This window comes from Pseudomonas sp. 2725, assembly GCF_050434585.1.
Lineage (GTDB): Bacteria > Pseudomonadota > Gammaproteobacteria > Pseudomonadales > Pseudomonadaceae > Aquipseudomonas > Aquipseudomonas jessenii.
On record NZ_JBNDIV010000005.1, the window covers coordinates 22,496 to 41,188 of the forward strand.

14 protein-coding genes and 1 pseudogene are annotated in these 18,693 nt (G+C 61.8%); 11 read left to right on the forward strand and 4 right to left on the reverse strand.

Translation table 11 applies throughout. The features are described from left to right. Positions 1-20: 20 nt before the first annotated feature. The 11 genes and pseudogenes from ABIE16_RS14945 to ABIE16_RS14995 all read left to right on the forward strand — a co-directional run bounded on the left by ABIE16_RS14945 (position 21) and on the right by ABIE16_RS14995 (position 12,842). The gene (locus ABIE16_RS14945; protein ID WP_429521444.1) at positions 21-1,271 is read left to right on the forward strand and encodes an OprD family porin; all 1,251 of its coding nucleotides are present in this window, start codon (positions 21-23) and stop codon (positions 1,269-1,271) included. 288 nt (positions 1,272-1,559) lie between these two features. Next, positions 1,560-3,263 carry an AMP-binding protein gene (locus tag ABIE16_RS14950; protein WP_429521445.1) on the forward strand — a complete coding sequence of 568 codons (1,704 nt, stop codon included), beginning with the start codon at positions 1,560-1,562 and terminating at the stop codon, positions 3,261-3,263. Positions 3,264-3,364: 101 nt separating this feature from the next. Further along, the gene (locus ABIE16_RS14955) at positions 3,365-4,873 is read left to right on the forward strand and encodes a CoA-acylating methylmalonate-semialdehyde dehydrogenase (RefSeq protein ID WP_429521446.1); all 1,509 of its coding nucleotides are present in this window, start codon (positions 3,365-3,367) and stop codon (positions 4,871-4,873) included. Positions 4,874-4,962: 89 nt separating this feature from the next. After that, complete coding sequence (gene mmsB / locus ABIE16_RS14960; protein ID WP_090456035.1) at positions 4,963-5,853, forward strand: 3-hydroxyisobutyrate dehydrogenase; 891 nt, start codon at positions 4,963-4,965, stop codon at positions 5,851-5,853. A gap of 2 nt (positions 5,854-5,855) precedes the next feature. Beyond that, on the forward strand, positions 5,856-6,944 hold the full coding sequence (locus ABIE16_RS14965; protein WP_154861919.1) for an enoyl-CoA hydratase/isomerase family protein: 1,089 nt from the start codon (positions 5,856-5,858) through the stop codon (positions 6,942-6,944). Positions 6,945-6,962: 18 nt separating this feature from the next. Beyond that, positions 6,963-8,114 carry an acyl-CoA dehydrogenase family protein gene (locus tag ABIE16_RS14970; RefSeq protein WP_090456037.1) on the forward strand — a complete coding sequence of 384 codons (1,152 nt, stop codon included), beginning with the start codon at positions 6,963-6,965 and terminating at the stop codon, positions 8,112-8,114. Between the two features lie 156 nt (positions 8,115-8,270). Beyond that, positions 8,271-8,951 (forward strand): annotated as a pseudogene (locus ABIE16_RS14975) (cache domain-containing protein); the annotation flags it as partial. Between the two features lie 123 nt (positions 8,952-9,074). Further along, positions 9,075-9,770 carry a methyl-accepting chemotaxis protein gene (locus ABIE16_RS14980; RefSeq protein WP_429521663.1) on the forward strand — a complete coding sequence of 232 codons (696 nt, stop codon included), beginning with the start codon at positions 9,075-9,077 and terminating at the stop codon, positions 9,768-9,770. Continuing rightward, a complete protein-coding gene (locus ABIE16_RS14985; RefSeq protein ID WP_429521447.1) occupies positions 9,767-10,447 on the forward strand; it encodes a TetR/AcrR family transcriptional regulator in 681 nt (226 codons plus the stop codon). The genes ABIE16_RS14980 and ABIE16_RS14985 overlap by 4 nt, the downstream gene beginning before the upstream one ends. 178 nt (positions 10,448-10,625) lie before the next feature. Further along, positions 10,626-11,810, forward strand: coding sequence for a serine hydrolase domain-containing protein (locus ABIE16_RS14990; protein ID WP_340317468.1), 1,185 nt, complete (start codon positions 10,626-10,628; stop codon positions 11,808-11,810). A 108-nt stretch (positions 11,811-11,918) separates the two neighbouring features. After that, complete coding sequence (locus ABIE16_RS14995) at positions 11,919-12,842, forward strand: transporter (RefSeq protein ID WP_349736916.1); 924 nt, start codon at positions 11,919-11,921, stop codon at positions 12,840-12,842. Between the two features lie 67 nt (positions 12,843-12,909). Here the strand turns inward: ABIE16_RS14995 and ABIE16_RS15000 are convergent, their stop codons facing one another. The 4 genes from ABIE16_RS15000 to ABIE16_RS15015 form a co-directional block, all read right to left on the reverse strand. Then, positions 12,910-13,938 (reverse strand): AraC family transcriptional regulator, encoded by a 1,029-nt coding sequence (locus tag ABIE16_RS15000; protein WP_429521448.1) that lies wholly within the window; start codon positions 13,936-13,938, stop codon positions 12,910-12,912. A gap of 54 nt (positions 13,939-13,992) precedes the next feature. Continuing rightward, a complete protein-coding gene (locus tag ABIE16_RS15005; protein WP_090456048.1) occupies positions 13,993-14,949 on the reverse strand; it encodes a LysR family transcriptional regulator in 957 nt (318 codons plus the stop codon). A gap of 86 nt (positions 14,950-15,035) precedes the next feature. Continuing rightward, on the reverse strand, positions 15,036-16,808 hold the full coding sequence (locus ABIE16_RS15010) for an acyl-CoA dehydrogenase C-terminal domain-containing protein (protein WP_429521449.1): 1,773 nt from the start codon (positions 16,806-16,808) through the stop codon (positions 15,036-15,038). Between the two features lie 118 nt (positions 16,809-16,926). Continuing rightward, complete coding sequence (locus ABIE16_RS15015; RefSeq protein WP_429521450.1) at positions 16,927-18,549, reverse strand: acyl-CoA synthetase; 1,623 nt, start codon at positions 18,547-18,549, stop codon at positions 16,927-16,929. Positions 18,550-18,693 lie beyond the last annotated feature (144 nt).

An 18,693-nucleotide genomic window follows, 5' to 3' on the forward strand; every position in this document is an offset into this window, starting at 1 on the left:
AAAACAACAAAAGGCAACCAATGAAACCCACCACCCTCACTCTGTTCCTGGCCGGCACCGGCCTCGCCGCACAGGCTCACGCCGATTTCTTCGCAGACAGCACGGCCAGGCTGGAAACGCGCAACTTCTATTTCAACCGCGACTTCCGCCAGGCCAATGCCGCCCAGTCCAAGCAAGAAGAATGGGCCCAGGGTTTCCTTCTGCGCTACGAATCCGGCTATACCGACGGCATGATTGGCGTCGGTATCGACGCTCTTGGCCAGCTCGGCGTCAAGCTCGATTCCAGTCCCGATCGCTCCGGCTCTGGCCTGCTCAAGCGCGATAACGAGCCGCCCAAACGCGCCAAGGACGAGTATGGCGAACTGGGCCTGACGGCCAAGTTCAAAGCGTCCAACAGCGTGCTCAAGCTTGGCACCCTGACCCCGAAGTTGCCGGTGCTGTTGGCCAATGACTCGCGCCTGTTGCCGCAAACATTTCGCGGTGGGCAGTTGAACGTCCAGGAGATCAAAGGCCTGAGCGTTGATGCCGGGCGCGTGGATCGGGTCAACCAGCGCGACTCCTCGGACTACGAGAAAATGGCGATCACCACCACCGGCGCCAAGGGCATTGTCAGTGGCCAGGCCCGCAGTGACGCCTTCAATTTCGCCGGCCTTGCCTACCAGTGGAACGACCGGCTGAACACGGGCTACAACTACGGCGGCCTGGAAGACTTCTACCACCAACACCAGTTCAGTCTGGTCCACGTGCTGCCGCTGGGCGCAGGCCAGACGCTCAAGAGCGACCTGCGCTACGCCCGCTCCACCGACGACGGTAACAGCAACATCGACAACAACGCCTTCGGCGCCATGTTCACCTATGCCCTCGGCGGCCATGCCTTCGGTCTGGGCTACCAACGCATGAGTGGCGACACCGGCTTTGCCTACGTCAATGGCAGCGACGCCTACCTGGTCAACTTCGTGCAGATCAACGACTTCGCCAACAAGGACGAGCGTTCCTGGCAGGCGCGCTACGACTACAACTTCGCGGCGCTCGGCATTCCCGGCCTGACCTTCATGACCCGCTACCTGGCTGGCGACAGCATCGATCTGGGCGCCCGCAGGCCTGAGGGTCGCGAATGGGAGCGCGACACCGACATCGGCTACGTGGTGCAGAGCGGCCCGCTGAAAAACCTCGGTCTGAAGTGGCGCAACGCTACGGTGCGCACCGCCCACTTCGGCAACGATCTCGACGAGAACCGCCTGATCCTCAGCTATACCCTGGCGCTCTGGTAAGGCCCCGCACAAGGCGGGTGCCGCTCACATCGCTTGACGGTGCGGGCAGCACCCGCCTTGTGCATTTCTGGCGCATCGGGGATGCCGCCAGCCTGTGTTTTTTTGCACAACGCACGAGACTTTTTGAGCATTCTTATTTGATTTATGCCTGCCTATACTCGATTCAACCGCTTGGTCATGAACCAGGTCAGTCCCAATAAAAATAAACAGGGCACCCACCGTGAAGCCATTCTTGCTTGCCGTCGTCTCCCCACTTTCAGGTACCCGCGCGCGTCTCGGGAGACTCCAATGAACAACAACTGCCAACCCTTCCTGGCCGCTCGTGACTTCCTGCTGGCCCACCGTACCGACTACGCCACCGCCGTGCGTGACTTCCGCTGGCCGCAGCTGAGCGAATTCAACTGGGCGCTGGATTACTTTGACGCCATGGCCGAGGGCAATCAGGCCAATGCCCTGTGGATCGTCGAAGAGGACGGCAGCGAACAACGCTACAGCTTCCAGCAACTGGCCGCGCGTTCCAACCAGGTGGCCAATCACCTGCGTGCCCTCGGCGTGCGCCGTGGCGAACGCATCCTGCTGATGCTCGGTAACGACGTCGCCCTGTGGGAAACCATGCTGGCCGCCTTCAAACTCGGCGCCGTGGTCATTCCCGCCACCGCCCTACTGACCCCCGATGACCTGCGCGACCGCATCGAGCGTGGCCAGGTTCGCCACCTGGTAGTCGGTAGCGCCCATGTCGACAAGTTCGTCGGGCTGGGTGAAGACTGCAGCCGCATCTGCGTTGGTCCGTCCCCCGCCGGCTGGACCCCGCACAGCGCTGCCAGCGAATATTCCGAACAGTTCGAAGTCGAGGGCCAAACGCTCGCCACCGACCCGATGCTGCTGTACTTCACCTCCGGCACCACCTCCAAGCCGAAGATGGTGCTGCACAGTCACCAGAGTTACCCGGTCGGCCACCTATCGACCATGTACTGGATCGGCCTGCAGCCGGGCGACCTGCACTTGAACATATCGTCACCGGGCTGGGCCAAGCACGCCTGGAGTTGCCTCTTCGCACCATGGAATGCCGGTGCCTGCATCTTTATCCACAACACCGCACGCTTCAGCGCGCAAGCCCTGCTCGGCGTGCTGGAACGCTACGGCGTCACCAGCCTGTGTGCGCCGCCTACCGTGTGGCGCATGCTGATCCAGGAAGACCTGGCCAGCTACAAGACACGCCTGCGCCTGCGTGAACTGGTGGGCGCCGGTGAGCCGCTCAACCCGGAGATCATCGAGCAGATCCAGCACGCCTGGGGCCTGTTGCTGCGCGACGGTTTCGGCCAGTCGGAAACCACCGCCCTGGTCGGCAACACGCCTGGCCAGCGGCTCAAGCCGGGGTCCATGGGCCGTCCGCTGCCGGGCTACCGGGTGACCATGCTCGACCCTGATGGCGTGCCGGGTAACGAAGGCGAAGTGGCCCTGCCGTTGGATGTGCGCCCGCTCGGCCTGATGCTGTGCTACGAGGACAGCCCGGAAAAGACCGCCGAAGTGATGCGCGACGGCTACTACCGCACCGGCGACACCGCGCAGATCGACGAAGAGGGCTACATCACCTTCGTCGGCCGCGCCGACGACGTGTTCAAGGCTTCCGACTACCGCATCAGCCCCTTCGAGCTGGAAAGCGCGCTGATCGAGCACCCGGCGGTGATGGAAGTGGCCGTGGTGCCAAGCCCCGACCCGGTGCGCCTGGCAGTGCCCAAGGCCTATCTGATCCTGGCCCATGAAGCCCAGGGCAGCCACGAACTGGCCGGCAGCATCTTCGCGTTCGCCCGCGAGCACCTGGCGCCCTACAAGCGGGTACGGCGCATCGAATTTGTCAGCGAGCTGCCCAAGACCATCTCCGGGAAGATCCGCCGGGTGGAACTGCGGCAAATGGAAACGCAGCGCCGCCAGGGCGACGCACGTGGCCCGCAGGAATACTTCGAAGAAGACTTCCCGCAACTCAAGGGCTGAACCCAGGCTGGTACGCCGGCCCTTCTGAATCCAAATCCGACCGCTCGGCCATCCAGGCCGAGTGGCTTAACTCGACCCAAAGAAAGTAGGCAGAACTGAAAATGACCTCTTCCAGCATTCCAAGCGTCAAGCTTCTCATCAACGGCGAATTCGTCGAATCGCGCACAACCCAGTGGCGTGACGTGGTCAACCCGGCCACCCAGGAAGTCCTGGCCCGCGTCCCCTTCGCCACCGCCGAGGAAATGAACGCCGCCGTCGCCAGCGCCAAGCAAGCCTTCAAGACCTGGCGCAAGACCCCGATCGGTACCCGTTCCCGTGTCTTCCTCAAGTACCAGCAACTGATCCGCGAGAACATAAAGGAACTGGCCGCCCTGCTGACCGCCGAGCAAGGCAAGACCCTGCCGGATGCCGAAGGTGACGTGTTCCGCGGCCTGGAAGTGGTCGAGCACGCCGCCAGCATCGGCAACCTGCAGATGGGCGAGTTGGCCAACAACGTGGCCAACGGCGTCGACACCTACACCCTGCTGCAACCGCTGGGCGTGTGCGCCGGCATCACCCCGTTCAACTTCCCGGCGATGATCCCGCTATGGATGTTCCCGATGGCCATTGCCACCGGCAACACCTTCGTCCTCAAGCCTTCCGAGCAGGACCCGCTGGTGACCATGCGCCTGGTGGAACTGGCGCTGGAGGCCGGTGTACCCAAGGGTGTACTCAACGTCATCCACGGCGGCGTCGACGCGGTGAACCTGATCTGCGACCACCCGGATATCAAGGCCGTGTCCTTCGTCGGTTCGACCAAGGTCGGCACCCACGTCTACAACCGCGCCACCCAGAACGGCAAGCGCGCGCAATGCATGATGGGCGCGAAAAACCATGCCATCGTCCTTCCCGATGCCAACCGGCAGCAGACCCTGAACAACCTGCTGGGCGCCTCCTTCGGCGCCGCCGGCCAGCGCTGCATGGCTCTGCCCGTGGTGATCCTGGTCGGTGAAGCGCAGGCTTGGCTACCGGACCTGATTGAGCGAACCAAGACCCTCAAGATCAACGGTGGCACCGAGCCAGGCACCGACATCGGCCCGGTGATTTCCTGCGCCGCCCTGGACCGCGTCAACGGCCTGATCGCCAGTGGCATCGAAGAAGGTGCAAAGCTTGAACTGGATGGGCGCAACCCGAGCGTGCCGGGCTACCAGGACGGCAACTTCGTTGGCCCGACCATTTTCTCCGGCGTCACGGCGCAAATGTCCGTGTACCGCGAAGAGATCTTCGGCCCGGTACTGTGCGTCATGCACGCCGCCAACCTGGATGAGGCAATCGAGGTCATCAACGCCAACCCGAACGGCAACGGCACTGCCCTGTTCACCCGTTCCGGCGCTGCCGCGCGTCACTTCCAGGAAGAGATCGACGTCGGCCAGGTCGGCATCAACGTGCCAATCCCGGTACCGGTCCCGCTGTTCTCCTTCTCCGGTTCGCGCGCCTCCAAGCTGGGCGACCTGGGCCCCTACGGCAAGCAAGTGGTGACCTTCTACACCCAGACCAAGACGATCACCCAGCGCTGGTTCGACGAGGACGACACCGGCGGCGCGGTGAACACCACCATCACCCTGAAATGACCTTTGCCGGCCGGCGCCTTGCGTCGGCCGACGACAAGCGCGCGCAGGATTTCCTGCGCCACTGCCCCCTATCGTAAAAGGTAGCCAACATGCATATCGGATTTCTCGGCCTCGGCAACATGGGCGGCCCAATGGCCCGTAACCTGCTCAAGGCTGGCCACAGCCTGACCGTCTTTGATCCCTTCCCCCAGGCGGTCGCCGCCCTGGTGGAGGCCGGCGCCAGCGCCGCCGACTCGCCCGCCGCCGTGGCCAAGGCCAGGGTCGAGGTAATCATCACCATGCTGCCGACCGCCGAACACGTGAAGCAGGTCTATCGCGGCAAGGACGGCCTGCTGGCCAATATCGGCCCAGGCGTGTTGCTTATCGACAGTTCGACCATCGACCCGCTGAGCACCCGCGAAGTGGCCAAATATGCCCTTGCCCAAGGCAACCCGATGCTCGACGCGCCGGTATCCGGCGGCACCGGCGGCGCGGCGGCAGGCACCCTGACGTTTATGGTCGGTGGCCCGGACAGTGTGTTCGACCAGGCCCTGCCGATCCTCTCGGCCATGGGCAAGAACATCGTGCACTGCGGCGCAGCCGGCAACGGCCAAGTGGCCAAGATCGCCAACAACATGCTGCTCGGCATCTCCATGGTCGGCGTCGCCGAAGCCATGGCCCTGGGTGTGGCCCTGGGCATGGAAGCCAAGGTGCTGGCCGGGATCATCAATACCTCCAGCGGTCGCTGCTGGAGCTCGGAGGTCAACAATCCGTTCCCGGGTGTACTGGAAAACGCGCCGGCCTCACGCGGCTACAGCGGCGGCTTTGGCAGCGACCTGATGCTCAAGGATCTGGGCCTGGCCACAGAAGCGGCCAGGCACGCGCGTCAACCGGTCGCGCTCGGTGCTGTAGCCCAGCAGCTGTACCAGACCTTCAGCCTGCAAGGTAATGGCGGCCTGGACTTCTCCGCCATCATCCAACTGTTCCGCGGGGAAGCCTGAGCATGAGCGAGCAGCAAGCCCCGGTGCTGGCCAGCGTACGCAACCGCGTCGGCCACCTGACACTGAATCGGCCAAGCGCGTTGAACACCCTGGACCTGCCCATGGTGCGCCTGCTATGCCGGCACCTGTGGGCTTGGGAACAGGACCCGCAGATCGTCGCCGTGACCATTCGCGGCGCCGGTGAAAAGGCCTTCTGCGCCGGTGGCGATATCCGCATGCTGTACGACAGCTACAAGGCCGGCGACAACCAGCACGAGCTGTTCCTCGAGGAAGAGTATGCCCTCGACGAATACCTGCATGGTTACACCAAGCCCGTGCTGGCGCTGCTCGATGGTTTCGTCCTCGGCGGCGGCATGGGCCTGGCCCAGGCCGCCTCGCTGCGGGTGATCACCGAGCGCACGCGGATGGGCATGCCGGAAGTCGGCATCGGCTTTTTCCCCGATGTCGGTGGCAGCTATTTCCTGCCGCGACTGCCGGGGGAACTGGGAACCTATCTGGGCATCACCGGCTGCCAGGTGCGTGCCGCCGATGCCCTCTATGCGAACCTTGCCGACTACTACCTGCCCAGCGAACGGCTGGCCGAGCTGGATGCCTGTCTCGACCACCTGAACTGGACCGCTGCGCCCGACGAAGACTTGCAGGACCTGCTTGCCGACATGGCTACAGAGCGTCTTGCCGGGTCCGAGCTCAAGGCCTGTCGCCAGGCGATCGACGAGTACTTCGCCTTGCCCGATGTCCCGGCCATTCGTACCGCGCTGCAGCGAGAACAACGCCCCGAGCTGCAAGACTGGGCCGAACAGACGGTGAAACTGCTCGACAGCCGCTCGCCACTGGCGATGGCCACGACGCTTGAGTTGTTGCGCCGTGGTCGTTACCTGAGCCTGGCCGAGTGCTTCGCTCTGGAGTTGCACCTGGACTACCAGTGGTTCGACAAGGGCGACCTGATGGAGGGTGTACGCGCCCTGATCATCGACAAGGACAAGCGCCCACGCTGGAACCCGCCAACCCTGGCAGAGCTGGAACCTGCCCGGGTGCAGGCCTTCTTCAACGAGTTTCAACGCGCCTGCGGCAAGCCCGTACGCACCGCCTGATCGGCAGGAGACTTTGCAATGCACGATATCGAATTGACCGAAGAACAACGCATGATCCGCGACATGGCGCGCGACTTCGCCCGCAGCGAAGTCGCGCCGCATGCCCAGGCCTGGGAGAAGGCCGGCTGGATCGATGACGCCGTGGTGGCGCAGATGGGCGAGTTGGGCCTGCTGGGCATGGTCGTGCCGGACACCTGGGGCGGCAGCTACACCGACTATGTGGCCTACGCCCTGGCGGTGGAAGAAATCTCGGCCGGCGACGGTGCCCTCGGCGCGCTGATGAGCATCCACAACTCGGTAGGCTGCGGCCCCCTGCTGAAATACGGCACCCCCGCGCAGCAGGACAGTTGGCTGCCGCTGCTGGTCAGTGGTCAAGCGATCGGCTGCTTCTGCCTGACCGAGCCACAGGCTGGCTCCGAGGCGCACAACCTGCGCACTCGTGCCGAACTGCGCGACGGTCAATGGGTACTCAATGGCGCCAAGCAGTTCGTCAGCAACGGCAAGCGCGCCAGGCTGGCCATCGTCTTCGCCGTGACCGATGCGCAACTGGGCAAGAAGGGGCTGTCGGCCTTCCTGGTACCGACCGACAACCCCGGCTTCGTGGTCGACCGCAGCGAACACAAGATGGGCATCAAGGCCTCCGATACCTGCGCGGTGACCCTGAACAACTGCACCATCCCCGAGGCCAACCTGCTGGGTGAACGCGGCAAGGGCCTGGCCATTGCCCTGTCCAACCTGGAAGGCGGCCGCATCGGCATCGCCGCCCAGGCCTTGGGCATCGCCCGCGCCGCCTTCGAGGCAGCCCTGGGCTATGCCCGCGAACGCGTCCAGTTCGGCAAGCCGATCATCGAGCACCAGAGCGTGTCCAACCTGCTCGCCGACATGCACACCCGGCTCAACGCCACCCGCCTGCTGATCCTGCATGCGGCGCGCCTGAAAAGCGCCGGGCAACCGTGCCTGTCCGAAGCCTCCCAGGCCAAGCTGTTCGCTTCGGAAATGGCCGAACGCGTGTGCTCCAGCGCCATGCAGATCCATGGCGGCTACGGTTACCTGGAAGACTACCCGGTAGAGCGCTACTACCGCGACGCGCGCATCACCCAGATCTACGAAGGCACCAGCGAAGTCCAGCGCCTGCTGATCGCCCGCGAACTGAGCCACTACGCGCTCTGACCTCCTCCAGCCGGACGCGACTGCCGCGTCCGGTTATTCCCTGTCTTGCCCCTTGTGGAGCTGCCCATGCCCGGCTTGCGCAATATTTCCATTAGCCGCCGTCTGTGGCTGATTTTGCTGACATCCATCCTGATGCTGCTGATACTCGCCGGCCTGATGCTCAAGCAGAGCTATAACGACCTTTATACCGCCAAGGCGCTGAAAACCCGCCACGTGGTCGAGACCGCCAGCGGCATCCTGCGTCACTTCCAAAGCCTGGAAGGCCAGGGCCTCAGTCGTGAGCAGGCGCAGCAGCAGGCCATCGCGGTCATGCGCGACTTGCGCTACGACCGCGAGGATTACTTCTGGCTCGAAGACCTCGACACGCGAATGGTCATGCACCCCAATGCCGGGCTCGAGGGCAAGCGCATGGCCGGTACACTCGATCCGGACGGCAAGGCGCTGTTCGACGAAATGGTCGCCACGGCCAAACGCGATGGCGCCGGCCTGGTGCACTACCGCTGGCCCAAACCGGGTTCCGACGCGCCGGTGGAAAAGGTTTCCTACGTCGAATTGTTCAAGCCCTGGGGTTGGATTGTCGGCTCGGGGATCTACATAGACGACGTGCAAGTCGAGTTCCGCCGCCAGCTGATTCAGGCCTGCGTCATATTGCTGACGATCGCCCTGCTGCTCAGTGCGCTGATCCTGCTGATTGCCCGCAGTATCGCCTCGCCACTGGCGCGGGTGGTCGATGCGATGGAGAACATCGCCAGCGGCGAAGCCGACCTGACCCGCAATCTGGATAACCGCTGGCGCGATGAACTGACAGACTTGAGCGGCCATTTCAACGTGTTCACCAACAAGCTGCGTGGCGTGATCGGTCAGTCCATACAGTCCGCTGACAGCCTGGACCAGGCTTCGAAGTCGCTCGGCGAAATCGCCGCCGATAGCCAGAACCACAGCCAGCAGCAATCGCAGCAGATGGAACTGGTGGCCGCCGCCATCCACGAGGTCTCCTACGCCGTGCAGGAAGTGGCGAAGAACGCCGAGCACGCTGCCAACGAAGTTCGCCAGGCCGAAGAACAGGCACGTCGGGGCCAGCACAACATCGACATCAGCCTGCTCCAGATCGACCAGTTGTCCGATACCATCGGCCAGGCCGTCGAGGTGATCCAGAGCCTGGCCCGGGAAAGCACCCAGATCGGCAGCGTGCTGGAAGTGATCCGCGCCATCGAGGCGGCGCGCGCTGGCGAACAGGGTCGTGGCTTCGCTGTGGTAGCAGACGAAGTGCGCCTGCTGGCCCAGCGCACCCAGCAGTCCACCGCGCAAATCCAGGACATGATCGAACGCCTGCACGGCAACTCGCAAGCTGCAGTAGATGTCATCAATGCCAGCAGCCAAGCCGCTCGACAAACCGTGGAACAGGCCCACCAAACGGCTGAAAGCCTGCACCAGGTACTCGGTGCACTGCGCAATGTCACTGAACTGAACGCCTCGATCGCCAGCGCCACCCTGGAGCAGTCACACGTGGTCGAGGACATCAACCAGAACGTGACCCGCGCAGCCTCCCTGGCCCACGAAAGTGCCCAGGCAGCAGACCGGTCCAACGAGGCGAGCCAGGAACTGGGCCAACTTGCGGGTCAGCTCAATCGGCTATTGGGACAGTTTCGCGTATGAGGTCGATGAGTCACATGCAGCCCTCCAAAACCCTTTTTGCCGTGCCTGTCGACGAAGAACGCAACACGCGTTACCTGGAAACCCGGCACAAGGCTGTCGAACTGTTCGCCAGGCATGGTTTCAGCCGAGTCAGCATGCGCGACCTGGCCACTTGCCTGGGGATCACCGCTGGCTCCCTCTACAACCACATCGATAGCAAAGAGGAACTGCTGTTTGAGTTGATCGAGGAGCTCTACGAAGCGTTGCTTGACGGCGCCAGCCTGGTGACCCGTCGCAAATCCGCCCCCACTGTACGACTGCACGGCCTGCTTGAGGCGCACCTGCGGCTCCACGAGCGTATGGCCGCGCATTTCCGCCTGGCTGAGTACGACCTCCATTGTTTGAGCTGCGAACAGCAAGCCTCGATTCTGACCCTGCGCCGACGCTACGAGCAGCATCTGGTGGAGACCATAGACCAACTCACCGGTAAACCGGCTAGCGTCACCCGACGCGCGACCGTAAGCGGCATCGTGTCCTTGCTCAATCAACTACCGGCCTGGGTTGGGCAGCCCAAGGCCGGCATTGGAGCACGCCGCAAGCTGCTGCATGAGATGGTGATGAGTACCCTGCAGGGTGCATTGCGGGCAACTGAGGCGGCCGTCATTCACGCATCGCCCTCCTCCCAAGCACTTAAATAAGTACCTGATTCCGACACCCTCTGCCGGCAGCCGACAAACCCTCGGATTTTATTTTCTTACTCTCCACTGGCCCCGATGTTCATCGCATCACGTCGGGCCAATCAGTCCTGCCACTGCACACCCCACCATAAGCTCCAGCCCAGCGGGCTATGGGTCGGGTGTAAGGAGAATAAAAATAATGAATCCAGGTTTTACATCATCACTCAACCACTTGCTCGATGCTGCCACGGCTGGATCGCAGCGCGTCCCAGGCGTAGTCGCGGCAATAGTCGGGCGTGACGGTCTGGTCTATGAGGGTGCATCAGGTCAACGGACGCTCGGTCAAGCCCCTGCCATGACGACCGACAGCGTTTTCGCCATGTTTTCCACGACCAAAGCGATAACCGCCACGGCGGTGCTGCAGTTGTTCGAAGAGGGCCGACTGGATCTCGATGCGCCTGCCAGGAACTATGTGCCGATGATCGGCGAACTGAAGGTGCTCGAGGGGTTTGATAGCGACGGAACGCCTCGCCTTCGCGCCCCCAGAAAACACATCACCACTCGAATGCTTCTGCTTCATACGGCAGGTCTGGGTTATGAGTTCTTCAACGAAAACTACAACCGACTAGCCCAGGAACAAGGACAACCCAGCATCATCAGCGGGTCGTTGGCGGCGCTTCAAACACCCTTGCTGTTTGAGCCTGGTGAACAGTGGGAATACGGCTCCAACATGGATTGGGCCGGCCTGGTGGTCGAGGCCATCACCGGCAAGCGTCTGGGTGAAGTCATGCAGCAGCGTATTTTCGAGCCGCTGGGCATGACCGATACCGCCTTTACCATGACCCCGTCGATGCTCCAGCGGCGAGCCAGCCTGCACCAACGCGCAGAGGATGGATCGCTTTGCGCACTTGAGGATTTCATCCTGCCACAGGCTCCCGAAGTGCACATGGGAGGCCATGGCCTGTATTCGACCGTGAAGGATTACTGTCAGTTTATCCGTGCCTGGCTTAACGATGGACAGGGGGATCACGGACGGATTCTCAAACCGGAAACGATTCGTTTCGCTGAAAAAAATGGTCTCGAAAACCTGAAAGTAAAAGCCCTCCCCGGCGTTATCCCCAGTCTCACCAATACCGCAGAGTTCTTCCCGGGCATGCCCAAGTCGTGGGCGATGAGTTTCATGATCAACGATCAAGACGCCCCCACCGGTCGCCCTGCTGGTTCTTTGGCGTGGGCCGGATTGGCCAATCTTTTCTATTGGATCGACCGCAAGAACGGCATCGGCGGTTTTTGGGCCACTCAGATATTGCCGTTCGCCGATTCCGTTTCGGTCAATGCCTATCTGGATTTCGAAACGGCGGCCTACCGCTATCTGACCCGCTGACCCGGCACTGATTCGATGCAGATCGCATGAGAGCCCCCCGGGGCTCCAGGCGATGCTGCACGAAAAAAATTCCTCTCCAAAAACCAACAAAAACAAAACAGGTGATTCATGGAGATCTCCACACGTACCCCTGCGCGCGTTCGGCCCTTGGTGCGCGCACTTGACACTTCAACGATCGGTGCCGGCCTCGTGCTGGCGATTCTGGCGGGCAACGCCCAGGCCATCGATGTGGACGCCGGCGAATACACCGCTGCGCTTCCAGCCGGCAGCAATATCGGCTTGCTTTACCTGCAGCATGCGCAGCGGCGGTCGCTTTACAGTGATGGTCACAAGGTTGCGATCAAAGCGGGGCTCGACTCGGATATCGGCATACTGCGCGCCGCGCATTACCAGCAGTTGGGCGACTACACGATCAATACACAGTTCCTGTTGCCCTTCGGCCGCCTGGAAGGAACACGCGATAACGACTCGCTGGGACAAACCAGTGGCATGGGCGATCTGATTCTGGCGTCCACTCTATGGCTCGTGAATGACCCGGCGAAAAATCGTTACTGGGGTATTGCACCCTACCTGTACGTGCCGACCGGTAACTATGACCGCAACGATGCACTCAACCTTGGCGAAAACCGTTGGAAGATGACATTGCAGACAGGCTATGTGACCGGTCTCACTGAAAAACTTTCCCTGGACCTCACCGCGGATGTGACCTTCTTTGGCAAAAATGACGACCTCACGAGTCAAGACCTGACGTTGCGCCAGAAGCCGCAGTGGCAAGCCCAGACCTACCTGAGGTACGCCGTGACACCAAAGCTTTCGGTGCATGTCGGTGCGTCTCGACTCTGGGGTGGTGAGACGCGCATTGACGGTCAGGATCAGAACGATGAACCCGACACCAGCAAATACCGTGTCGGCTCGTCATACTGGATAACCCCCTCCTTCCAGGCCCTGCTCAACTACGGCCAGGACGTCTCGGTCGACAACGGTTTCAAGGAAAACCAGCGGGTTAACCTAAGGCTGTTGTGGGTGTTCTGACCCACAGTGAATGGCACCGAGAGCGGGCTGGACACCGCTCTCGGTGCCCTCGTACCGCCTCGAATCGCTAGCGCAGCCGGCGCTGCAAGGTCTGGGAGGGTAATTCACTGAAACGCTTGCGATAGATCCCCGCAAATTCACCCAGGTTCAGATAACCCCAGCGAAAGGCGATGGCCGAAACGGTGGTTCCCGATTGCGGGTCCGCCGCCAGCAAATCGCGGTGCGCCCCTTGCAATCGCTGCTCACGCAGGAACGCACCGGGCGTCATGCCGCGAAAACGCGCGAAGGCACCACTCAATGTCCGCACACTGGTCCCTACCGCACTGGCAATCTCACCCATCGTCGGCAGGCTCGCAGCATTGGCACTCATGAACTCTTCGGCAGCCCTGACATAACGGGGTGCAATCCGGTTCAGTGGACTATTCAAATCAAGCCCTGCCTGCCCGGCGCGGCCAGCCCATTCTTGCAGCATATGAACGCAAAGACTTTGCTCCAGGTGAGTACCCATACGCCCTTCAGCCATGTGTGCGGGAGCTTCGGCAATACAACGAACCGTGTACTCCAGCAAACTCAGCCAGCTCGACCCGACTCCGCCGATGACGCACTTGTGTCTCCAGAACTGATCATCGGGCACGAACCCAAACCACTGCAGCGCCATCCGCTCCAAAACGGCATGAGGAATGGTCAGATTCAGTTGCAGGTGATCAGGGTCGAGGTCGATCCGGTACTCGACACGACTGCAATCGGCAACGAATGATTCACCCATTGCCGTATCCTCGGTGACGGAACGCCGGGTCCAGTGCCGGGCATTGCCGCGAATAGTGGTGAGCAGTAGCGCATTCCCCGCTTCGGGCGAAAATTCATCGACGCTCACCGGCACGCCATAGGCAAAACGAGTCAGCGTCAACTCGCCAATCCTGGACGAATGCATGGTGGCGTGCGGCTTGATGGCCTGCCCTTTGGGTGCCACACGGTAGGGCATATACATGCGATCCGACCAGTCGCTGATTTCATCCCACTCGGTTGAAAAACTTTTGTGATGCTGGTGAATCGGCTTGCCGCTGGCATCGGTTAACAACGCATGTTCGAGAAGCATAAAGACACCTGATTTTTATTTTTTTAGGGTCCAATCGATGCCCAGACCTGCAACTCAGAGCAACGGCGGGTAGACCATCTGGTGTGACTCGCCCATCAGCAGCGGACGATTGAGCTTCGCGCAAGTGCGCAGGTAGTCGGCCACCAGGGTAATCCTCTTGAGGTTGCGCAGGTCCTCACAGTAGTACATCCAGAACTGTCGCGTGACCTCCACCTGATCCGGCAGCACCTCGCACAGGCGCGGGTCGGGACCGGCGAGGAAGCAAGGCAGGATCGCCAGCGCGCGCCCTTCCAGAGCCGCATGGTACTGGGCGACCACGCTGGTGCTGCGCAGGCGGCTGCGCGCGCCGAGCATCAGGTCGTTCAGGTAGAGCAGCTTGAAGCTGAAGGCCAGATCATCGACGTAGGTCACGAACGGGTGACCGGCCAGATCCTCGCGGCAGCCAATCGGCGGATGACTGGCCAGGTACTCCGGCGTCGCATACACACGCAGGCGGTAATCGCACAGCCGCGAGCACACGTACGGACCGCGCTCGGGCCGTTCCAGGGTGATGGCGATGTCCGCCTCGCGCCGTGACAGGTTGACGAAGTGCGGGACCGGCAAAATATCCGCCGAGATATTCGGATAGTGCTCGAGGAAGTGGCTCATCTGCGCTGCGATGAAACAGGACCCGAAGGCTTCGGTACAGCCGATGCGCAGGTGCCCGGCAAGCCCTCCGGTGGTGCCGAAAACCTGTTCGCAGGCTACCAGCAGTGTACTTTCCAGGGTTTCGGCGTGGCAGACCAGGCGCTGCCCCTCCACGGTCAGCACGAAGCCTGCGGTTCGCGATTTCTCGAACAACATGGCGCCCAGGCTCTGCTCCAGGGCGCGGATGCGTCGCGCTACCGTGGTGTAGTCCACCCCCAGGCGGCGGGCTGCACCGCTGGCGGTGCGGGCACGAGCGACCTCGAGAAAGAAGCGCATGTCGTCCCAGTTCAAGTGACCTTGCGTTGTACTTGTTTGCATATTCATCAGGCTTTCCTGCCGTACTTTGAGAGGGCCAGTGAATAAAAAGCGCGGGCCTGGGGAGTGGCAAGGCGCCGCGCAACGCTCAATCGTCAGAACTGTTCGTCTGCAAGGCCGTACAGGGGCGCACTGCCGGCGCGGATGCTGGCTTCCAGGCTCAGCGTCCGTGGCAGCAGGCGGGCGAAGTAGAACTCGGCGGTGGCCAGTTTGGCAGCGTAGAACGGCGGGTCCCGGTCAAGTCTGGACCGGGCCACGGCGGCCATGCGCGACCACATGTAGGCGTAGGCGACATAGCCGAACAGGTGCAGGTACTCCACGGAGGCTGCGCCGACTTCGTTGCCGTTGGCTTTGGCCCGCTCCAGCAGCCAGTTGCTGAGGCCCTCCAGACGCTCCAGGGCCTTCAGCAGTTCGCTGCCATACGCGCTTTCGTGGTGCAGCGCGAAGTGGCGCACTTCCCGAGCGAACAGGCGTAGCGCGACGCCATCGTTGGCCAGCACTTTGCGTCCGAGCAGGTCCAATGCCTGGATGCCATTGGTGCCTTCGTAGATCTGTGCAATGCGCACATCACGGACCAATTGTTCCTGACCCCATTCGCGGATGTAGCCATGGCCGCCAAAGACCTGCTGGCCGTTGATGCAGCTTTCCAGGCCGGTGTCGGTAAAAAACGCCTTGGCCACTGGCGTCAGCAGCGCAACCAGGATCTGCGCGCAATCGCGCTCGCTGGCATCGTCGGAAAACTTCGACAGATCCAGTTGTTGCCCGACATAGCAGGCGAATGCGCGACCGCCTTCGGTCATGGCTTTCATGCCCAGCAGCATGCGCCGCACATCCGGGTGAGCGATGATCGGGTCGGCCGGTTTGTCCGGGGCCAAGACACCGGTGGGCGCCCGACCTTGAACGCGTTCGCGAGCATAGGTGACGGCGCTCTGGTAGGACGCCTCGGCGCAGCCGATGCCCTGAATGCCAATCGACAGGCGTTCGTAATTCATCATGGTGAACATCGCCGCCAAGCCTTTGTTCTCTTCACCGACCAGCCAGCCACTGGCGCCGTCGAAGTTCATCACGCAGGTGGCCGAGGCCTTGATGCCCATCTTGTGTTCGATCGAACCGCAACTCACGGCGTTGGCCGCGCCGAGGGAACCGTCGGCATGGACCAGGACTTTAGGTACGACAAACAGCGAAATGCCTTTCGGGCCAGCAGGCGCGTTCGGCAGTTTGGCCAGTACCAGATGAACGATGTTTTCAGTCAGGTCCTGATCGCCCCCGGTGATGAAAATCTTGCTGCCGGTGATCCTGTAGCTGCCGTCAGTCTGAGATTCGGCGCGGGTGCGGATCAGCCCCAGGTCGGTACCGGCATGGGCCTCGGTGAGGCACATGGAGCCGGCCCAGCGGCCTTCATACATCGGCGGCAGATAGAGGTTTTTCAGGGCGTCGCTGGCATGGGCGTCCAGCGCCAGGCAGGCACCGGAACTCAATGCGGAATACAGCGCAAAACTTGAGTTGGCGCCGTAGAGCATCTCTTCGAACTGCACGGCCAGCATTTTCGGCATGCCCATGCCACCAAACCCGGGGTTGCCGGACAGTCCCACCCAACCGCCTTCGATGTAGGTTGCGTAAGCCTGTTTGAAACCGATGGGGGTGGTGACCCGGCCCTCATGCCACTGCGCGCCTTCTTCGTCGCCACTGCGATTGAGGGGCGCAATCAGGTGCGAGGTGACTTTTGCCGCCTCCTCAAGAATGGCGTCTGCCGTATCGGTGTCGATGCTGTCGGTCAAGGCCGGCAGACGCGCCCACATGGCCGGAGCATCGAACACTTCGTGCAGCACAAAGCGCATGTCGCGCAGCGGGACTTTGAATTCGGGCATAACGTAAACCTCGTTGGCACGGTTGTGTCATGGGCAGGGCACAGCCGAATTCGGCCTGCACGAACCCGCAGCAGCAGGTCAAACACCTGCTGCCAGATGGATGCAATGTCAGATCGGGTCAGAGCGCCTTGGCCCGCTCGCGCAACACATACTTCTGGATCTTGCCTGTGGAAGTCTTTGGCAAGAGCGTGAAGACCACTGTGCGCGGTACTTTGAATCCGGCCAGATGCTCACGACAGAAACTGATGATGTCAGCCTCGCGAACGTCCTGGTGATCAGCCTTCAAGGTGACGAAGGCGCAGGGCGTTTCGCCCCATTTCTCATCGGGACGGGCGACCACGGCTGCTTCCATCACACCCGGGTGGCGATAGAGCACCCCTTCAAGCTCGATGGTGGAAATGTTCTCGCCGCCCGAGATGATGATGTCCTTGAGCCGGTCCTTGATTTCGACGTAACCGTCAGGATGCCAGACGGCCAGGTCACCGGTGTGGAACCAGCCGCCTTCGAACGCTTCGGCAGTGGCGCTCGGGTTCTTCAGGTAGCCCTTCATGACGGTGTTACCGCGTATGAAGATCTCACCGATCGTCTGGCCGTCACGCGGGGTTGGCTCCAGCGTTGTGCTATCGCCGACCATCAAGCCTTCCAGCGTCGGGTAGCGCACGCCCTGTCGCGACTTGATCTGCGCCCTCTCCTCCAGGGAAAACTCATCCCATTCGGCGTGCCAGGCGCAGACCGTCACCGGGCCATAGGTTTCGGTCAGGCCAAACACATGGGTGACCTTGATGCCCATCTCTTCGACGGCACCGATGACTTTGGCCGGTGGCGCAGCGCCCGCGACCAAGGCATTGACCGGGTGATCGATGGCCGCTTTCGCTGATTCGGGCATGTTCACCAGTGCATTGAGCACGATCGGCGCACCGCACAGGTGAGTGACCTGATGCTCGCGGATCAGCGTGAGGATTTTTTGTGGATCGACCCGGCGCAGGAAAACGTGCACACCCGCCAGGGCGGTGATGGTCCATGGATAGCACCAGCCATTGCAATGGAACATCGGCAGGGTCCAGAGGTACACCGGATGGTTGCCTATGGCCCAGGTCATCTGGTTGCCCAATGCGCTCAGGTAAGCGCCGCGATGGTGGTAGACCACGCCCTTGGGGTTGCCGGTGGTGCCTGAAGTGTAATTCAGCGAAATGGCCTGCCACTCGTCGCCCGGCCATTGCCAGTCGAATGCCGGGTCGCCTTCGGCCAACAGCGCTTCGTAGTCAAGGTCGCTCGCGGCCTGACCTTCACCGTATTCCGGGTCATTGACGTCGATCACCAAAGGCGGGTGATCCAGCATGCCAAGCGCTGCCTGGATCACATCATGGAACTCGCGGTCGGTAATCAACACCTTGGCTTCGCCATGCTGCAGCATGAATGCGATCGCCTCGGCATCGAGGCGCACGTTGAGCGGGTTGAGCACGGCGCCGATCATCGGCACACCGAAATGCACTTCAAGCATCTCGGGAATGTTGGGCAGCATCACCGCCACCGTGTCGTCCTTGCCGATACCGCGACCGGCCAGCGCCGAGGCCAGGCGTCGGCAACGGGTGTAGGTCTGCGCCCAGGTGCGGCGAATCGAACCGTGGATGACGGCGAGGTGATCGGGATAAGTGCTGGCAGTGCGCTCGATGAAACTCAGCGGAGACAAGGCAATGTGGTTGACAGCCGAAGGGCCTAGGCCTTGGTCATAGATAGACATGTGCGGGTACTCGATGGCTGATTGTTAGCTCTATGGTTGACCTTGCAGCGTAGTCGCCGCAGTCACCTTCAAAGTCCGGATGATTTTATATAACACTGCGTCATTGATATGGAAGTAGAACCTACGTCGTATAGTATTTGTACT